Origin of the sequence: Mycobacterium asiaticum (genome assembly GCF_001673635.1) — a bacterium.
Taxonomy (GTDB): domain Bacteria; phylum Actinomycetota; class Actinomycetes; order Mycobacteriales; family Mycobacteriaceae; genus Mycobacterium; species Mycobacterium asiaticum_C.
In genome coordinates this window covers 174,868-189,950 of sequence record NZ_LZMH01000031.1, presented here as the reverse complement: position 1 = coordinate 189,950, position 15,083 = coordinate 174,868, and the positions used below count along the sequence as shown (strand labels likewise).

General features: G+C 68.2%; 15 protein-coding genes. 13 read left to right on the top strand and 2 right to left on the bottom strand.

Annotated elements, in window-relative coordinates; all coding sequences use genetic code 11:
• The first annotated feature begins 74 nt into the window (after nt 1-74).
• Genes fmt through ribD form a run of 4 tightly spaced genes read left to right on the top strand, consistent with a single transcriptional unit; the run spans nt 75 to nt 4,192 of the window.
• Nucleotides 75-1,004, top strand: coding sequence for a methionyl-tRNA formyltransferase (gene fmt / locus A5645_RS08240; RefSeq protein WP_065129189.1), 930 nt, complete (start codon nt 75-77; stop codon nt 1,002-1,004).
• On the top strand, nt 1,001-2,425 hold the full coding sequence (locus A5645_RS08235; RefSeq protein WP_065129169.1) for an RsmB/NOP family class I SAM-dependent RNA methyltransferase: 1,425 nt from the start codon (nt 1,001-1,003) through the stop codon (nt 2,423-2,425). Before fmt ends, A5645_RS08235 begins: the two co-directional genes overlap by 4 nt.
• A 1-nt stretch (nt 2,426) precedes the next feature.
• Entirely contained in the window at nt 2,427-3,173 is a 747-nt protein-coding gene (gene rpe, locus A5645_RS08230; protein ID WP_155767902.1) for a ribulose-phosphate 3-epimerase, read from the top strand.
• Complete coding sequence (ribD, locus tag A5645_RS08225) at nt 3,170-4,192, top strand: bifunctional diaminohydroxyphosphoribosylaminopyrimidine deaminase/5-amino-6-(5-phosphoribosylamino)uracil reductase RibD (protein WP_269199515.1); 1,023 nt, start codon at nt 3,170-3,172, stop codon at nt 4,190-4,192. Before rpe ends, ribD begins: the two co-directional genes overlap by 4 nt.
• Here the strand turns inward: ribD and A5645_RS08220 are convergent.
• Nucleotides 4,173-5,804, bottom strand: coding sequence for an MFS transporter (locus A5645_RS08220; RefSeq protein WP_065129168.1), 1,632 nt, complete (start codon nt 5,802-5,804; stop codon nt 4,173-4,175). The genes ribD and A5645_RS08220 overlap by 20 nt on opposite strands.
• Nucleotides 5,801-6,511 carry an LppX_LprAFG lipoprotein gene (locus A5645_RS08215; protein ID WP_301336984.1) on the bottom strand — a complete coding sequence of 237 codons (711 nt, stop codon included), beginning with the start codon at nt 6,509-6,511 and terminating at the stop codon, nt 5,801-5,803. The genes A5645_RS08220 and A5645_RS08215 overlap by 4 nt, the downstream gene beginning before the upstream one ends.
• Nucleotides 6,512-6,586: 75 nt before the next feature.
• Here A5645_RS08215 and A5645_RS08210 point away from each other — a divergent pair, with 75 nt between their 5' ends.
• From A5645_RS08210 to whiA, 9 genes are all read left to right on the top strand, one after another.
• Entirely contained in the window at nt 6,587-7,207 is a 621-nt protein-coding gene (locus A5645_RS08210; RefSeq protein ID WP_065129166.1) for a riboflavin synthase, read from the top strand.
• Between the two features lie 151 nt (nt 7,208-7,358).
• Entirely contained in the window at nt 7,359-8,636 is a 1,278-nt protein-coding gene (locus A5645_RS08205; RefSeq protein WP_036355336.1) for a bifunctional 3,4-dihydroxy-2-butanone-4-phosphate synthase/GTP cyclohydrolase II, read from the top strand.
• A 24-nt stretch (nt 8,637-8,660) separates the two neighbouring features.
• Nucleotides 8,661-9,143, top strand: a complete 483-nt coding sequence (ribH, locus tag A5645_RS08200) for a 6,7-dimethyl-8-ribityllumazine synthase (protein WP_065129165.1) — start codon at nt 8,661-8,663, stop codon at nt 9,141-9,143.
• Entirely contained in the window at nt 9,140-9,610 is a 471-nt protein-coding gene (locus tag A5645_RS08195; RefSeq protein ID WP_065129164.1) for a PH domain-containing protein, read from the top strand. Before ribH ends, A5645_RS08195 begins: the two co-directional genes overlap by 4 nt.
• On the top strand, nt 9,610-10,047 hold the full coding sequence (locus A5645_RS08190; protein ID WP_065129163.1) for a hypothetical protein: 438 nt from the start codon (nt 9,610-9,612) through the stop codon (nt 10,045-10,047). The genes A5645_RS08195 and A5645_RS08190 overlap by 1 nt, the downstream gene beginning before the upstream one ends.
• A gap of 65 nt (nt 10,048-10,112) precedes the next feature.
• Nucleotides 10,113-12,068, top strand: a complete 1,956-nt coding sequence (uvrC, locus tag A5645_RS08185; RefSeq protein ID WP_065033785.1) for an excinuclease ABC subunit UvrC — start codon at nt 10,113-10,115, stop codon at nt 12,066-12,068.
• Nucleotides 12,065-12,949, top strand: coding sequence for an RNase adapter RapZ (rapZ, locus tag A5645_RS08180; protein ID WP_065033784.1), 885 nt, complete (start codon nt 12,065-12,067; stop codon nt 12,947-12,949). The genes uvrC and rapZ overlap by 4 nt, the downstream gene beginning before the upstream one ends.
• A complete protein-coding gene (locus tag A5645_RS08175) occupies nt 12,946-14,016 on the top strand; it encodes a YvcK family protein (RefSeq protein WP_065129162.1) in 1,071 nt (356 codons plus the stop codon). Before rapZ ends, A5645_RS08175 begins: the two co-directional genes overlap by 4 nt.
• The gene (whiA, locus tag A5645_RS08170; protein WP_080696807.1) at nt 14,013-14,990 is read left to right on the top strand and encodes a DNA-binding protein WhiA; all 978 of its coding nucleotides are present in this window, start codon (nt 14,013-14,015) and stop codon (nt 14,988-14,990) included. The genes A5645_RS08175 and whiA overlap by 4 nt, the downstream gene beginning before the upstream one ends.
• Nucleotides 14,991-15,083 lie beyond the last annotated feature (93 nt).

The window sequence follows — 15,083 nt, the reverse complement described above, 5'->3', positions numbered from 1 at the left end:
ATGTTCTATACGGACACAGTATGCATAGGAAACATTGTGGGAAGCTGTGAAGTTCGCCCGCCTAGACTGTGCCGGTGCGCATCGTCTTCGCCGGCACCCCCGAGCCCGCACTGCCCGCGCTGCGTCGTCTCATCGAATCGCCCCGCCACGACGTCGTCGCCGTTCTGACCAGGCCCGACGCCGCGTCGGGTCGGCGGGGCAAGTCGGAGCCGTCGCCGGTGGCCCGCGAAGCGCTCGAGCGGGGCATCCCGGTGCTGCGTCCGTCGCGCCCGAATTCCCCGGAGTTCGTCACCGAACTGTCGGAACTGGCACCGCAGTGCTGCGCAGTCGTGGCCTACGGCGCACTGCTTAGTCGGGACCTGCTTGCGGTGCCCCCGCACGGCTGGGTCAACCTGCACTTCTCCCTGCTGCCGGCCTGGCGCGGTGCGGCGCCGGTACAGGCGGCGATCGCCGCGGGAGACACGATCACCGGCGCCACCACGTTCCAGATCGAGCCGAGCCTGGACTCCGGGCCGGTGTACGGGGTGGTCACCGAGACCATCCGGCCGACCGACACCGCCGGTGATCTGCTTGCGCGGCTTGCGGATTCGGGCGCCGCATTGCTATCCACCACGCTGGACGGCATCGAAGACCGGACGCTGACGCCACGCCCGCAACCGGCCGAAGGGGTGAGCATGGCGCCGAAAATCACCGTCGAGCAGGCCCGGGTGCGTTGGGACCTGCCCGCTCAGGTGGTCGAGCGGCGCATCCGTGCAGTCACGCCGAACCCCGGCGCCTGGACCCTGATCGGGGACCTGCGCGTCAAAATCGGTCCCGTGCGAGCAGATCCCTCAACCGAGCCGCTGCCGCCCGGTGCGATCCGGGCCGACCGCAAAAGCGTATGGATCGGCACCGCTTCGGAACCGGTGCGGTTGGGGGAGATTCAGCCGCCCGGCAAGAAACCGATGAACGCCGCCGACTGGGCCCGCGGGGCCCGGCTCGACCCCGCGATGCGGGCGTCATGAGGCCCGGGCAGGACAAGCCGCACCGGAATCGGCGCGACCGCAAACCCTCGCGGCAGGGGACGCAGAACCGGGACCGGGGTCCCCGCCGCAAGCCGCTGGATCCCGCCCGGCGCGCCGCGTTCGACGCGTTGCGAGCGGTGAGCGAGCGCAACGCCTACGCCAATCTGGTGCTGCCGGCGCTGCTGCGCGAGCGCGGAATCACCGGTCGCGACGCCGCTTTCGCCACCGAACTCACCTACGGCACCTGCCGCGCCCGAGGCCTGCTCGACGCCGTCATCGGCGCTGCCGCCGGGCGGGCGCCGGACACCATCGACCCGGTGCTGCTCGAGCTGCTTCGGCTGGGCAGCTATCAATTGCTGCGCACCCGGGTGGACGCACACGCGGCGGTATCCACCACCGTGGATCAGGCCGGCATCGAATTCGATTCGGCGCGAGCAGGTTTCGTCAACGGCGTGCTGCGCACCATCGGCGGCCGGGACGAGGAATCCTGGGTGACCGAACTGGCGCCCCGCAACGATCCGGTCGGGCATGCGGCGTTCGTGCACGCGCACCCGCGCTGGATCGCGCAGGCCTTCACCGACGCGCTCGGCGCCGCGGCGGGGGAACTGGATGCCGTGCTGGCCAGTGACGACGAACGGCCGCAGGTGCATCTGGCGGCCCGCCCCGGGGTGCTCACCGCCGCGGCGCTGGCCGAGGCCGTCGGCGGCACCGTCGGCCGGTACTCGCCATACGCGGTGTATCTACCCGGCGGGGACCCGGGCGGGCTGGCGCCGGTCCGGGACGGCCAGGCTCTCGTTCAAGACGAAGGCAGCCAGTTGGTGGCACGCGCCGTCACGCTGGCTCCGGTCGACGGGGATGCGGGCCGGTGGCTTGATCTGTGCGCCGGACCGGGGGGCAAGACCGCGCTGCTGGCGGCCCTCGGGGCACCGGCCGGGGCCACTGTGACCGCGGTGGAGCCGGCACCGCATCGCGCGGATCTGGTGACCGAGAACACGCGCGGGCTGCCCGTCGAGGTGGTGCGGGTCGACGGGCGCCACAGCGACCTGGAACCGGGTTTCGACCGGGTGCTGGTCGATGTCCCGTGCACCGGGCTGGGTGCGCTGCGGCGCCGGCCAGAGGCGCGCTGGCGTCGGCAGCCGTCGGACGTGCCCGTGCTGGCCAAGCTGCAACGCGAGCTGCTGGCGGCCGCGATCTCGCTGACCCGGCCAGGCGGCCTGGTGCTGTATGCGACCTGCTCGCCGCACCTGGCCGAGACGGTGGGAGTCGTCGCCGACGCGCTGCGCCGGCACCCGGTTGAAGCAGTGGACACCCGGCCGCTGTTCGAGCCGGCCGGGGACCTCGGGGCGGGGCCCTACGTGCAGCTGTGGCCGCACCGACACGGCACCGACGCTATGTTCGCAGCGGCGCTGCGCCGCCAGTAGTGTGTCGCTCATGTCTGGTATGGGGGGACCGCCCCTGATCGCGCCGTCGATGCTGGCAGCGGACTTCGCTCGGCTCGCCGATGAAGCCGCCGCGGTGCGGGGCGCCGACTGGTTACATGTCGACGTGATGGACGGCCACTTCGTGCCGAACCTGACCATCGGGTTGCCGGTTGTGGAGAGTCTGCTGACCCACACCGACATCCCGGTGGACTGCCACCTGATGATCGAGAACCCGGACCGCTGGGCGCCGCCGTACGCCGAAGCCGGCGCGTACAACGTCACCTTCCACGCCGAGGCCACCGACAACCCGACCGGGGTCGCCCGGGACATCCGGGCCGCGGGAGCCAAGGCCGGGATCAGCGTCAAACCGAAGACGCCGCTGGGCCCTTACCTGGACATCCTGCCGCAGTTCGACACCCTGCTGATCATGTCCGTCGAGCCCGGCTTCGGCGGGCAAAGCTTCATCCCGGAGGTGCTCAGCAAGGTGCGTACGGTCCGCAAGATGGTCGATGCGGGGGAGTTGCGCATCCTGGTCGAGATCGACGGCGGCATCAACGAGGACACCATCGAAGCGGCGGCCGAGGCGGGCGTCGACTGCTTCGTGGCGGGGTCGGCGGTCTACGGCGCCGACGATCCGGCCGCCGCCGTCGCAGCCCTGCGGCGCCAGGCGAGTCTGGCTTCTCCCCATCTCGGGTCCCTTCCCGGGCCCCATCCCGGGTCCCATCCCGGGGAAGTGAGTGGCTCGTGAGCAGCGTCGAGCAGGTCAAGAGCATCGAAGAGGCCATGCGCCTCGCGATCGAGCACTCCTACCAGGTCAAGGGCACCACTTACCCGAATCCGCCGGTGGGTGCCGTCATCGTCGACCAGGAGGGCCGGGTGGTCGGCGTCGGCGCCACGCAACCGGCCGGCGGCGACCATGCAGAGGTCATCGCGCTGCGCCGGGCCGGCGGGTTGGCCGCCGGGGGCATCGCGGTGGTCACCATGGAGCCGTGCAACCACTTCGGCAAGACGCCGCCCTGCGTGAACGCGCTCATCGAAGCCCGGGTCGGCACGGTGATCTTCGGCGTCAACGACCCGAACGGCATCGCCGGTGGCGGTGCGGGACGGCTGACGGCGGCGGGGGTGCAGGTGCGCTCGGGCATCATGGCCGACCACGTGGCCGCCGGCCCGCTGCGGGAATGGTTGCACAAACAGCGCACCGGACTGCCGCACGTGACCTGGAAATACGCCACCAGCATCGACGGCCGCAGCGCCGCGGCCGACGGATCCAGCCAGTGGATCAGCAGTGAGGCCGCCCGCGCGGACCTGCACCGGCGGCGCGCGCTGGCCGACGCGATCATCGTCGGCACGGGCACCGTGCTCGCCGACGATCCGGCGCTAACGGCCCGGCTGCCCGACGGTTCGCTGGCTCCGCAGCAGCCGTTGCGAGTAGTGGTCGGCAAGCGGGAAATACCGCCGGATGCCAAGGTGCTCAACGATGATTCACGCACGATGGTGATCCGCACCAACGACCCCGTCGAGGTGCTGCGGGCATTGTCCGACCGCACCGATGTGCTGCTCGAAGGCGGCCCGACGCTGGCCGGCGCGTTCTTGCGGGCCGGTGCGATCAACCGGATCCTGGCCTACGTCGCGCCGATCCTGCTGGGCGGTCCGGTGACCGCGGTAGACGACGTCGGGGTGTCCAGCATGGCGCACGCGTTGCGCTGGCAGTACGACAGCGTCGAGCAGGTCGGCCCGGACCTGCTGCTCAGCCTGGTGGCTCGGTAACGACAGACGGCTGCGGCTCGGCGACCGGCTGCTCGATGGCCTCCGGTTCCTGCTCGTCCGCGTGCTCGCCGCGGCGGCTGATCAGCAGCCCCAGCAACGCCCCGATTACACAGATCGCCACGGTGACCGTGAAGATGTCGCCGTACATTCTTTCGAATGCCTGCCTCGACTGGTCACCCTTTAGGGCCGCCACCTCTAACGGTGGCGTGTCGCTGGGAATCTTCGGGAAGCCGGCCAGGATCTGGTTGAACCGATAGAGCCCCCAAGCGGTCAGTGCGGCCACCCCGATCAGCATGCCGGTCATCCGCGCCACGACCACCGACGCCGAAGCGATGCCGTGCTGAGCAGCCGGAACGACCCGCAGTGCGGCCGAGGACAGCGGACCGATCACCAATCCCAGTCCGAGGCCCGCCACCAACAGGTCGGTGTGTACCGCGGGCAACGAAAACAGCCCGAATATGCTGTGCTGCTTGGACATCAGATCGCCTCGCCAGAACGAGATCAGCCAATATCCCGCGCCGGCGATCAGCAACCCGACAAAGGCCACAAGACGGTCGCCGACGCGGGTGGCGACCCAGCCGCCGAGCAACGCCCCGATCGGTAGGGCGATCAAAAACCACAGCAACAGGCCCGCCGCGCTGATCTGGTCCATCCCCAGCACGCCCTGACCGAAGAGCTCCACGTTCACCAGCGTCACCATCAGCGCCGCGCCCGCGCAGACCGAGGTGCCCAGTGCGGCCAGGAATGGCCGGAAGTGCACCCCGGCCGGCTCGATCAGGCGGGTCCGGGCCTGCCATTCCCAGACGAAGAACAACACTCCCACCACGACCGCGCCGATCACCAACGGGATTCCGTAGCTCGGCAGCACCTGGTGGCCATCGGGATTGGGGTTGTACAACCCGATCACCGCGAGGCCCAATGCGAGGGCTAACAGCAAGCCACCGACCACGTCGACTTTCTGCGGATCAGTGCTGCGATCGTGCGACGGCAGGCTGAAGTGGATCATCACCATCGCGATCAGCGTCAGCGGCACGTTGACCCAGAACACGTCGCGCCAGTCGTGGAACAACCACACGATGAAGATGCCGTAGAGCGGCCCCAGCACGCTGCCGAGTTCCTGCGCGGCACCGATACCGCCCAGGACTCCGGCCCGGTTCCGTTCTGCCCACAGGTCGGCGCCCAGCGCCAGGGTGACCGGCAACAAGGCACCGCTGGCGATGCCCTGGATGGTGCGACCGGCGATCAGGATGTAGAACGCCCGGTTGGGATTGGGATCGACCATGTATTCGCCGAACTCGGGATTCCAGTTGCCGAGCGCCACCGACAGCGCGGTCACCACCGAGCCGACGATGAACAAGGCCAGGCTGGCCTGCAGGACGAACTTGCGCCCGAACCGGTCGGAAGCCCGGCCCAGCAGTGGCATCGCCGCGATGTAGCCCAGGAGATACAGCGTCACGATCCAGGTGATCCGCTGTAGTTGGTTCAGCGGGATGCCGACGCTGTTCATGATGTCGCGCATGATGGTCACCACGACATAGGTGTCGAGGGCACCTAGCAGCACCGCAAGGCTGCCCGCGGTGATCGCGACTCTGCGTCCTGTTTGCGTGATCATGAGCCCTCCGGCTTCGTGACCTGGACCTGTTGGCCCCAGTTGGACAACGTCATCTGCACCGAATTACCCGGGGTGCGTTCCAGTTTGGCCTGTGCCAGTTGGTGATCGCCGTTCTCCTGTATCCACAGCGTGGTCGGGACCGGCCCGCTGGCGCTGAACGGCGGTGCAATCGCATTGACGGCCTCGGCGCTGACCTTTCCGCTGATGCGGATGGTCGGCTGGTTGTTGATGTTGTCGCGGCCCTCGGCTTTGGCGTCGGTGAAGTTCGCCAGCACGTTGGCCACACCTTTGTCCTGGCTCAGGATCTGCGACGGATCGTAGATGTCGGACGCCTTGCCGAATGGGGTCCAGTTGTTCGGCGTAAGGGCGGCGTACAGGATCCCGTCGAAGACGACGAAGTCGGCGTCGATATTGGATCCGGCGAATGTGAGTTTGACGTTCCCCTTGGCCGCAGTGGGCTCGGTGTTCAGGTCACCGGACAGCGAGTTGATGGACAGCCCCGGGATCTTTCCGTTCACCGTCAGCACGATGTGCGCGCTCTTCACCGATTTACTCGCTTCGGTGGCCTGCTTGACCAACGTGGTGGGGTCGGGAAGCGGCCCGCCTTTGGCCTTCTTGCTGATCGTGCACCCCGAGACGAGCGTGATGGCGACGCTCAGGACGGCGAGGACGGCTAAGAGTCGTCGGGGGGTCTGCATAAGTTGCATCGTAGAGGGTGACGATCGGCTGCCCTGGGAGCCAGGCGGGTGCGGGAAGCCGATTACAGTCATTAACCTGGTGCGATGTTCACCGGAATTGTCGAGGAACTCGGAGAGGTGACCGGCCGAGATGCGCTGGCCGAAGCCGCGCGACTGATCATCCGTGGTCCCGTCGTCACCGCCGATGCCGGCCATGGCGATTCGATCGCCGTCAACGGGGTGTGCCTGACTGTGGTCGAGGTCCTGTCCGACGGGCGGTTCAGCGCTGACGTGATGGCCGAGACGCTGAACCGCTCCAATCTCGGTGAGTTGCGGCCGGGAAGCCGCGTGAATCTAGAGCGCGCCGCGGCGGTGAACAGCCGCCTGGGCGGGCACATCGTGCAGGGTCATGTCGACGGGACGGGCGAGATCGTGTCCCGTACGCCCTCCGAGCACTGGGAAGTGGTGCGGGTGCGGATGCCGGCCGCGGTGGCCCGTTATGTGGTGGAGAAGGGTTCGATCACCGTGGACGGCATCTCGCTCACCGTGTCCGGGCTGGGCGCCGACCCGTATGACTGGTTCGAGGTCTCCCTGATTCCAACTACCCGCGAGTTGACCACGTTGGGCACCTCGCCGGTCGGAACCCAGGTAAATCTCGAGGTGGACGTGATCGCCAAATATGTCGAGCGGTTGCTGCAGCAGAAGGACGGCTCCACGAGCCCCTGACGTTCGGCGAAATCAGCTGGACAAGTGGTATCGCTCACAATTCGCGTCGGGACGGCCGCGTGCAGGCAGGCTGTCAGCCACGGGCAATAACTGGGGCCGTGCGGTGGTTCATACTGAATGCAGTAGCGGGTCTCATAGCAAGGTGACAACGATGACGAGGTTGGACTCCGTCGAACGGGCGGTTGCCGACATTGCGGCGGGCAAGGCCGTCGTCGTCATCGACGACGAGGATCGGGAGAACGAAGGCGATCTGATCTTCGCCGCGGAGAAGGCGACCCCCGAACTGGTGGCGTTCATGGTCCGTTACACCTCGGGTTATCTGTGCGTGCCGCTGTCCGGCGAGATCTGCGACCGGTTGGGCTTGCTGCCGATGTACGCGGTGAACCAGGACAAGCATGGCACCGCCTACACCGTCACAGTCGACGCGAGAAACGGTGTGGGAACGGGGATTTCGGCTTCGGACCGGGCCACCACCATGCGGCTGCTAGCCGACCCGGCAAGTATCGCAGAGGATTTCACCCGCCCGGGCCACGTCGTTCCGTTGCGGGCCAAGGACGGTGGCGTGTTGCGGCGGCCCGGTCACACCGAGGCCGCGGTGGACCTGGCCCGGATGGCCGGACTGCAACCCGCCGGAGCGATCTGCGAGATCGTCAGCCAAAAAGACGAGGGCGCGATGGCTCAGACCGACGAGCTGCGGGTGTTCGCCGACGAACACCAGCTCGCCCTGATCACCATCGCCGACCTGATCGAGTGGCGGCGCAAACACGAGAAGCACATTCAGCGCATCGCCGAGGCCAGGATCCCGACCCGGCACGGACAGTTCCGGGCGATCGGCTACGCCAGCATCTACGAGGACGTCGAACATGTCGCGCTGGTTCGCGGCGATATCGCGGGACCGACCGCCGAGGGCGACGACGTGCTGGTGCGGGTGCACTCGGAATGCTTGACCGGTGACGTGTTCGGCTCACGCCGGTGTGACTGCGGACCCCAGCTGGATGCGGCGATGGCCATGGTCGCCCGCGAGGGACGCGGCGTGGTGCTCTACATGCGTGGGCATGAAGGCCGCGGCATCGGGCTGATGCACAAATTGCAGGCCTACCAGCTGCAGGACGCCGGCGAAGACACCGTCGATGCCAATCTCAAGCTCGGATTGCCCGCCGACGCAAGGGATTACGGCATCGGCGCGCAGATTCTGGTCGACCTCGGAGTTCGTTCCATGCGGCTGCTGACGAACAACCCCGCCAAGCGCGTCGGGCTGGACGGCTATGGGCTGCACATCATCGAACGGGTGCCGCTGCCGGTGCGGGCCAACGCCGAGAATATCCGCTACTTGATGACCAAGCGAGACAAGATGGGCCACGATCTGGCCGGTCTGGACGACTTCCACGAGTCTGTGCATCTGCCGGGTGAATTCGGCGGTGCTCTGTGAGCGGTCACAAGTGAGCGGTAGCAAATGAGCGGTGGTGCCGGGGTTCCCGACATGCCGGTGGTGGACGCCGCCGGTGTGCGGCTTGCGATCGTCGCCAGCACCTGGCACACCCAGATCTGCGACGCGCTGCTGGCTGGTGCCCGCAAGGTGGCGACCGATTCCGGTATCGACAATCCCACGGTGGTACGGGTGCTCGGTGCCATCGAGATCCCGGTGGTCGCACAGGAGTTGGCCCGCAGCCATGACGCCGTGGTGGCGCTCGGTGTCGTGATCCGTGGTCAGACACCGCATTTCGACTATGTCTGCGACGCCGTGACCCAGGGTCTGACGCGGGTTTCACTGGATGCTTCCACCCCGGTGGCCAACGGGGTGCTGACCACCAACACCGAGGAACAGGCGCTGGATCGCGCCGGACTACCCAACTCGGCCGAGGACAAGGGCGCCCAGGCGGCCGCCGCGGCCCTGACCACCGCCCTGACCCTGCGTGAGTTGCGAGCGCAATCGTGACGACCGCGCACGAAACCGAGACCTGGGACCTGGTCTGTCGTCCCCGCTTGACGCCGCTGTTCGCTTACGCCGCGGCCGTTGTCATCCTGGCCGCCCACATCGTGGTCGGATTGTTGCTGAAAATCGGATCCACCGGCGTGGTCTTTCAGACGGCCGACCAGGTGGCGATGTGGGTACTGGGCGTGGTGCTCGCCGGCGCCGTGCTGCTGTTGACCCGCCCTCGACTGCGGGTCGGGGCGGCCGGAATTTCGGTGCGAAACCTGCTGGGGGACAGACTGGTTCGCTGGCAGGATCTGACCGGCGTATCCTTCCCCGCCGGTAGCCGATGGGCCAGGATCGACCTGCCCGACGACGAGTACATCCCGGTGATGGCGATCCAGGCGGTAGATAAGGAACGCGCGGTCGACGCGATGAACGCCGTCCGCGAGCAGTTGGCGCGCTATCGGCCTGACTTGCTTGCGCGCTGATGCACCGCCTCCGCCGGAGCGCGGTGCCCGCCGTCCTGGTGGTCAGTGGCGTGCTGATGGGTGCCTGCAGCTCCTCGGTGCCCGGACGGGCGGTGCGGGCGGATGGCACCCAGCCACGTCCGACGGCGGCCCGTGACCTGCTGCTGCAGGACGGGGAGCAGACCCCGTTCGGGCTAGCTCGGGGCCGTCCGGTTGACGACAGCTACTTCACTAGTGTCCGCCCGACGGAATGCTCGGCGGCGCTGTTGTTCAAAGGTTCGACGCTGCGACCTGCCGGCTGGACCGACTCGGCCGAATCCGCCTATGGTTTCGACGGCCAGGCCAGCTATGCCGAATCGATCGACAGATACGACCGCGACCTGGACACCCAGCCGAGCTTTCCGATCGTGGAGTGGGCGGCCGAACGGAAGGCGCAGTTGGACCGCCGGCTGACGTGACGGGGTGCGCCTGGCGGCAGTCGCCCATTTTTCTGGCCGTCCGACCCGACCACTAGCCTGGTTACGTGCCAGATCCCGCTTCATACCGCCCCGCGCCCGGGTCCATCCCGGTCGAGCCGGGGGTGTACCGGTTCCGGGATACGCACGGCCGCGTCATCTACGTCGGCAAGGCCAAGAGCCTGCGCAGCCGCTTGACGTCGTACTTCGCCGACATCTCGAGCCTGCATCCACGGACCCGGCAGATGGTGACCACCGCCGCCAAGGTCGAGTGGACGGTGGTCAACACCGAGGTCGAGGCGCTGCAGCTGGAGTACAACTGGATCAAGGAATTCGATCCGCGTTTCAACGTCCGTTACCGCGACGACAAGTCGTACCCGGTGCTGGCGGTTACCCTCAACGAAGAATTCCCCCGGCTCATGGTGTACCGCGGGCCGCGGCGCAAGGGCGTGCGGTATTTCGGGCCCTACTCGCACGCCTGGGCGATCCGGGAGACCCTGGACCTGCTCACCCGGGTGTTCCCGGCGCGCACCTGTTCGGCCGGAGTGTTCAAGCGGCACAACCAGATCGATCGTCCCTGCCTGCTGGGTTACATCGACAAGTGCTCGGCGCCGTGCGTGGGCCGGGTGAGCGCGGACCAACACCGGCAGATCGTGATGGACTTCTGCGACTTCCTGTCCGGCAAGACCGACCGGTACGCCCGCGAACTGGAACAGCAGATGCACGCGGCCTCCGACGAACTCGATTTCGAGCGCGCGGCCCGGCTGCGCGACGACCTGGGCGCGCTGAAGCGGGCCATGGAGAAGCAGGCCGTGGTGTTCGGCGACGGCACCGACGCCGACGTGGTGGCCTTCGCCGACGACGAGCTGGAGGCGGCGGTGCAGGTCTTCCACGTCCGTGGCGGCCGGGTTCGCGGTCAGCGCGGCTGGATCGTGGAGAAGTCCGCCGACCCCGGCGATACCGGGGCCGAGCAGTTGGTCGAGCAGTTCCTCACCCAGTTCTACGGCGAGCAGGCCGAATTGGGTGGCGCCGCAGACGAATCGGTCAACCCGGTGCCGCGCGACGTGCTGGTGCCGTGCCTGCCCTCCAATCACGACGAGCTGGCCAGCTGGCTGTCCGGACTGCGCGGCGCCAGGGTCTCGCTGCGGGTACCGCGCCGTGGCGACAAGCGCGCGCTGGCCGAGACGGTGCAACGCAACGCCAAAGAGGCACTGCAGCAACACAAATTGAAGCGCGCGGGCGACTTCAACGCCAGATCGGCTGCCCTACAGAACATCCAGGACGCCCTCGGCCTGGCCGAGGCACCGCTGCGGATCGAGTGTGTCGACATCAGTCACGTGCAGGGCACCGACGTGGTCGGCTCCCTGGTGGTGTTCGAGGACGGCCTGCCCCGCAAGTCGGACTACCGGCACTTCGGCATCCGGGAGGCCGCGGGCCAGGGGCGCTCGGACGACGTGGCGTCGATCGCCGAAGTGACCCGGCGGCGGTTCTGGCGGCACCTGAACGAGCAGAAGGACCCGAATCTACTGACCGCAGAGGGTAAGTCGCGCCGCTTCGCTTATCCGCCCAACCTGTACGTCGTCGACGGCGGGGCGCCGCAGGTCAACGCGGCCAGCGCGGTGCTGGAAGAGCTGGGCATCACCGACGTCGCGGTGATCGGGCTGGCCAAGCGGCTGGAGGAGATCTGGGTGCCCTCGGAGCCGGACCCGATCATCATGCCGCGCAACAGTGAAGGTCTCTATCTGCTGCAGCGGGTGCGCGACGAGGCGCACCGGTTCGCGATCGCCTACCATCGCAGCAAACGATCCAAGCGGATGACGGCATCGGCGCTGGACTCCGTGCCCGGATTGGGGGAGCACCGCCGCAAGGCACTGGTCACCCACTTCGGGTCGATCGCCCGCCTCAAGGAGGCAACCGTCGATCAGATCACCGCCGTACCAGGTATTGGCGTGGCAACCGCCACCGCCGTCCTGGAGGCCCTTGCACCGACACCGCAACCGGACCCAGCGGGAGCCGAGGAATGACGAACGAGGACGTCCCGGGGGGAATCGACGTCGTCCTGGTGACCGGCCTGTCCGGTGCCGGACGCGGTACCGCCGCCAAGGTGCTCGAGGACCTCGGCTGGTATGTGGCCGACAACCTACCGCCCCAATTGATCACGCGCATGGTCGATTTCGGGTTGGCGGCGGGGTCGCGGATCACCCAGCTCGCGGTGGTGATGGATGTGCGGTCACGCGGGTTCACCGGAGATCTGGACGAGGTCCGCAACGAACTCGCCACCCGCAACATCCGGCCTCGCGTGGTGTTCATGGAGGCATCCGATGACATGCTGGTGCGCCGCTACGAACAGAATCGGCGCAGCCACCCGCTGCAGGGCGAGCAGACCCTGGCCGAAGGCATCGCGGCCGAACGCCGGATGCTCGCCCAGGTGCGCGCCACCGCGGACTTGATCATCGACACCTCGACCCTGTCGGTGCGGGGGCTTCGGGAGAGCATTGAGCGGGCCTTCGGCAGCACCGGCGGCGCGACCACCAGCGTCACCGTCGAGTCGTTCGGGTTCAAGTACGGGCTGCCGATGGACGCCGACATGGTGATGGACGTCCGCTTCCTGCCTAACCCGCATTGGGTGGACGAGCTGCGACCGCTGACCGGGCAGCATGGGCCGGTGCGCGACTACGTCCTGCGCCAGCCGGGCGCGGCCGAGTTCCTCGAGACCTACCATCGGTTGCTGTCGCTGGTGGTCGAGGGCTACCGGCGGGAGGGGAAGCGGTATATGACGGTCGCCATCGGGTGCACCGGGGGTAAGCACCGCAGCGTGGCGATCGCGGAAGCATTGATGGCACTGCTGCGATCCGATCCCCAGCTGACGGTCCGGGCGCTGCACCGGGATCTGGGTCGCGAATGAGCTCCCCGGTAAGTCAGAGCATCGTCGCGCTGGGCGGCGGACACGGCCTGTACGCGACGCTGTCGGCCGCCCGCCGGTTGACGCCCTACGTCACCGCGATCGTGACGGTCGCCGACGACGGCGGCTCATCGGGCCGGCTGCGCAGCGAATTGGACGTGGTGCCGCCCGGTGATCTGCGGATGGCGTTGGCGGCGTTGGCATCCGACAGTCCGTACGGGCGGTTGTGGGCGACGATCCTGCAGCACCGCTTCGGCGGCAACGGCGCCCTGGCCGGGCATCCGATCGGCAACTTGCTGCTGGCGGGCCTGTCCGAGGTGCTGGCCGATCCGGTGGCGGCCCTCGACGAGATCGGACGCATCCTCGGCGTCAAGGGCCGGGTGCTGCCGATGTGCCCGATTGCGTTGCAGATCGAGGCGGACGTCTCCGGTCTGGAGTCGGATCCGCGGATGTTCCGCCTGATCCGCGGTCAGGTAGCAATCGCGTCCACTCCCGGCAAAGTGCGGCGGGTGCGGCTGCTGCCGGCCGACCCGCCGGCCACCCGGCAGGCCGTCGACGCGATCCTGTCCGCCGACCTGGTGGTCCTGGGCCCTGGCTCGTGGTTCACCAGCGTGATTCCTCACGTCCTGGTGCCCGGGCTGGTGGAGGCGCTGCGGGCCACCACCGCCCGCAAGGCGCTGGTGCTCAATCTGGTGGCCGAGCCGGGCGAGACGGCGGGTTTCTCGGTAGAACGCCATCTCCATGTGCTGGCCCAGCACGCCCCGGGGTTCACCGTCGACGACATCATCATCGACGCCGAACGGGTGCCCAGTGATCGGGAGCGGGACCAACTGCGGCGCACCGCAACCCTGCTTCAGGCCGAGGTCCACTTCGCCGACGTGGCCCGACCTGGTACACCTTTACATGACCCGGGCAAGCTGGCGGCAGTCCTGGAGGCGGTGCGGGTGCGCGGCGGCAGTTCGGCGGTGCCCCCGGTCACTGCCACCGGAGAGATACCGATCGATGGTGGGCGTCAACAGACCGGCGTGCAGGGCGGCAACGGACCGAGGGGTGACGACGCGTGGCGATGACGACCGAAGTCAAGGACGAGTTGAGCCGTCTGGTAGTCAAGTCGGTCAGCGCGCGCCGAGCTGAAGTCACCTCCCTGCTGCGGTTCGCCGGCGGATTGCACATCGTGGCCGGCCGTGTGGTCGTCGAGGCAGAGGTGGATCTCGGCAGCATCGCGCGCCGGCTGCGCAAGGACATCTTCGACCTTTATGGCTACAACGCGGTGGTGCATGTGTTGTCGGCCAGCGGGATTCGCAAGAACACCCGCTACGTGCTGCGGGTGGCCAGCGACGGTGAGGCGCTGGCGCGTCAGACCGGGCTGCTCGACATGCGCGGCCGTCCGGTGCGCGGGCTGCCGGCCCAGGTTGTCGGTGGCAGCATCGCGGACGCCGAGGCCGCCTGGCGCGGAGCATTCCTGGCACACGGCTCCTTGACCGAACCGGGCCGTTCTTCGGCGCTCGAAGTCAGCTGCCCAGGGCCGGAGGCCGCGCTCGCGCTGGTCGGTGCCGCCCGCCGACTCGGGGTCAGCGCCAAGGCCCGCGAAGTGCGGGGCGCCGACCGCGTGGTGGTGCGCGACGGCGAGGCGATCGGTGCCCTACTGACCAGGATGGGCGCGCAGGACACCCGGTTGATCTGGGAGGAGCGCCGGCTGCGCCGCGAGGTCCGGGCCACCGCCAATCGGCTGGCGAATTTCGACGACGCCAACCTGCGCCGGTCGGCCCGCGCGGCGGTGGCCGCGGCGGCCCGGGTGGAACGGGCCCTGGAGATCCTGGGCGACACCGTTCCCGAGCATCTGGCCTCCGCCGGCCGGCTGCGGGTCGAGCACCGGCAGGCATCGCTCGAGGAACTCGGCCGGCTGGCCGATCCGCCCATGACGAAAGACGCTGTGGCGGGCCGCATTCGCCGACTGCTGTCGATGGCCGACCGCAAGGCGAAGGTCGATGGCATTCCCGACACCGAGTCGGCGGTGACCCCGGACCTGCTTGAGGACGCCTGAGTTTCGCCTGCCGCGTAGCCGCGAGCCGAACCCGGCTGCTATTTCCCAAGCCTGATTTCACCGTGTGGTTCGAGTCGCGGCCAAGACCGGCTG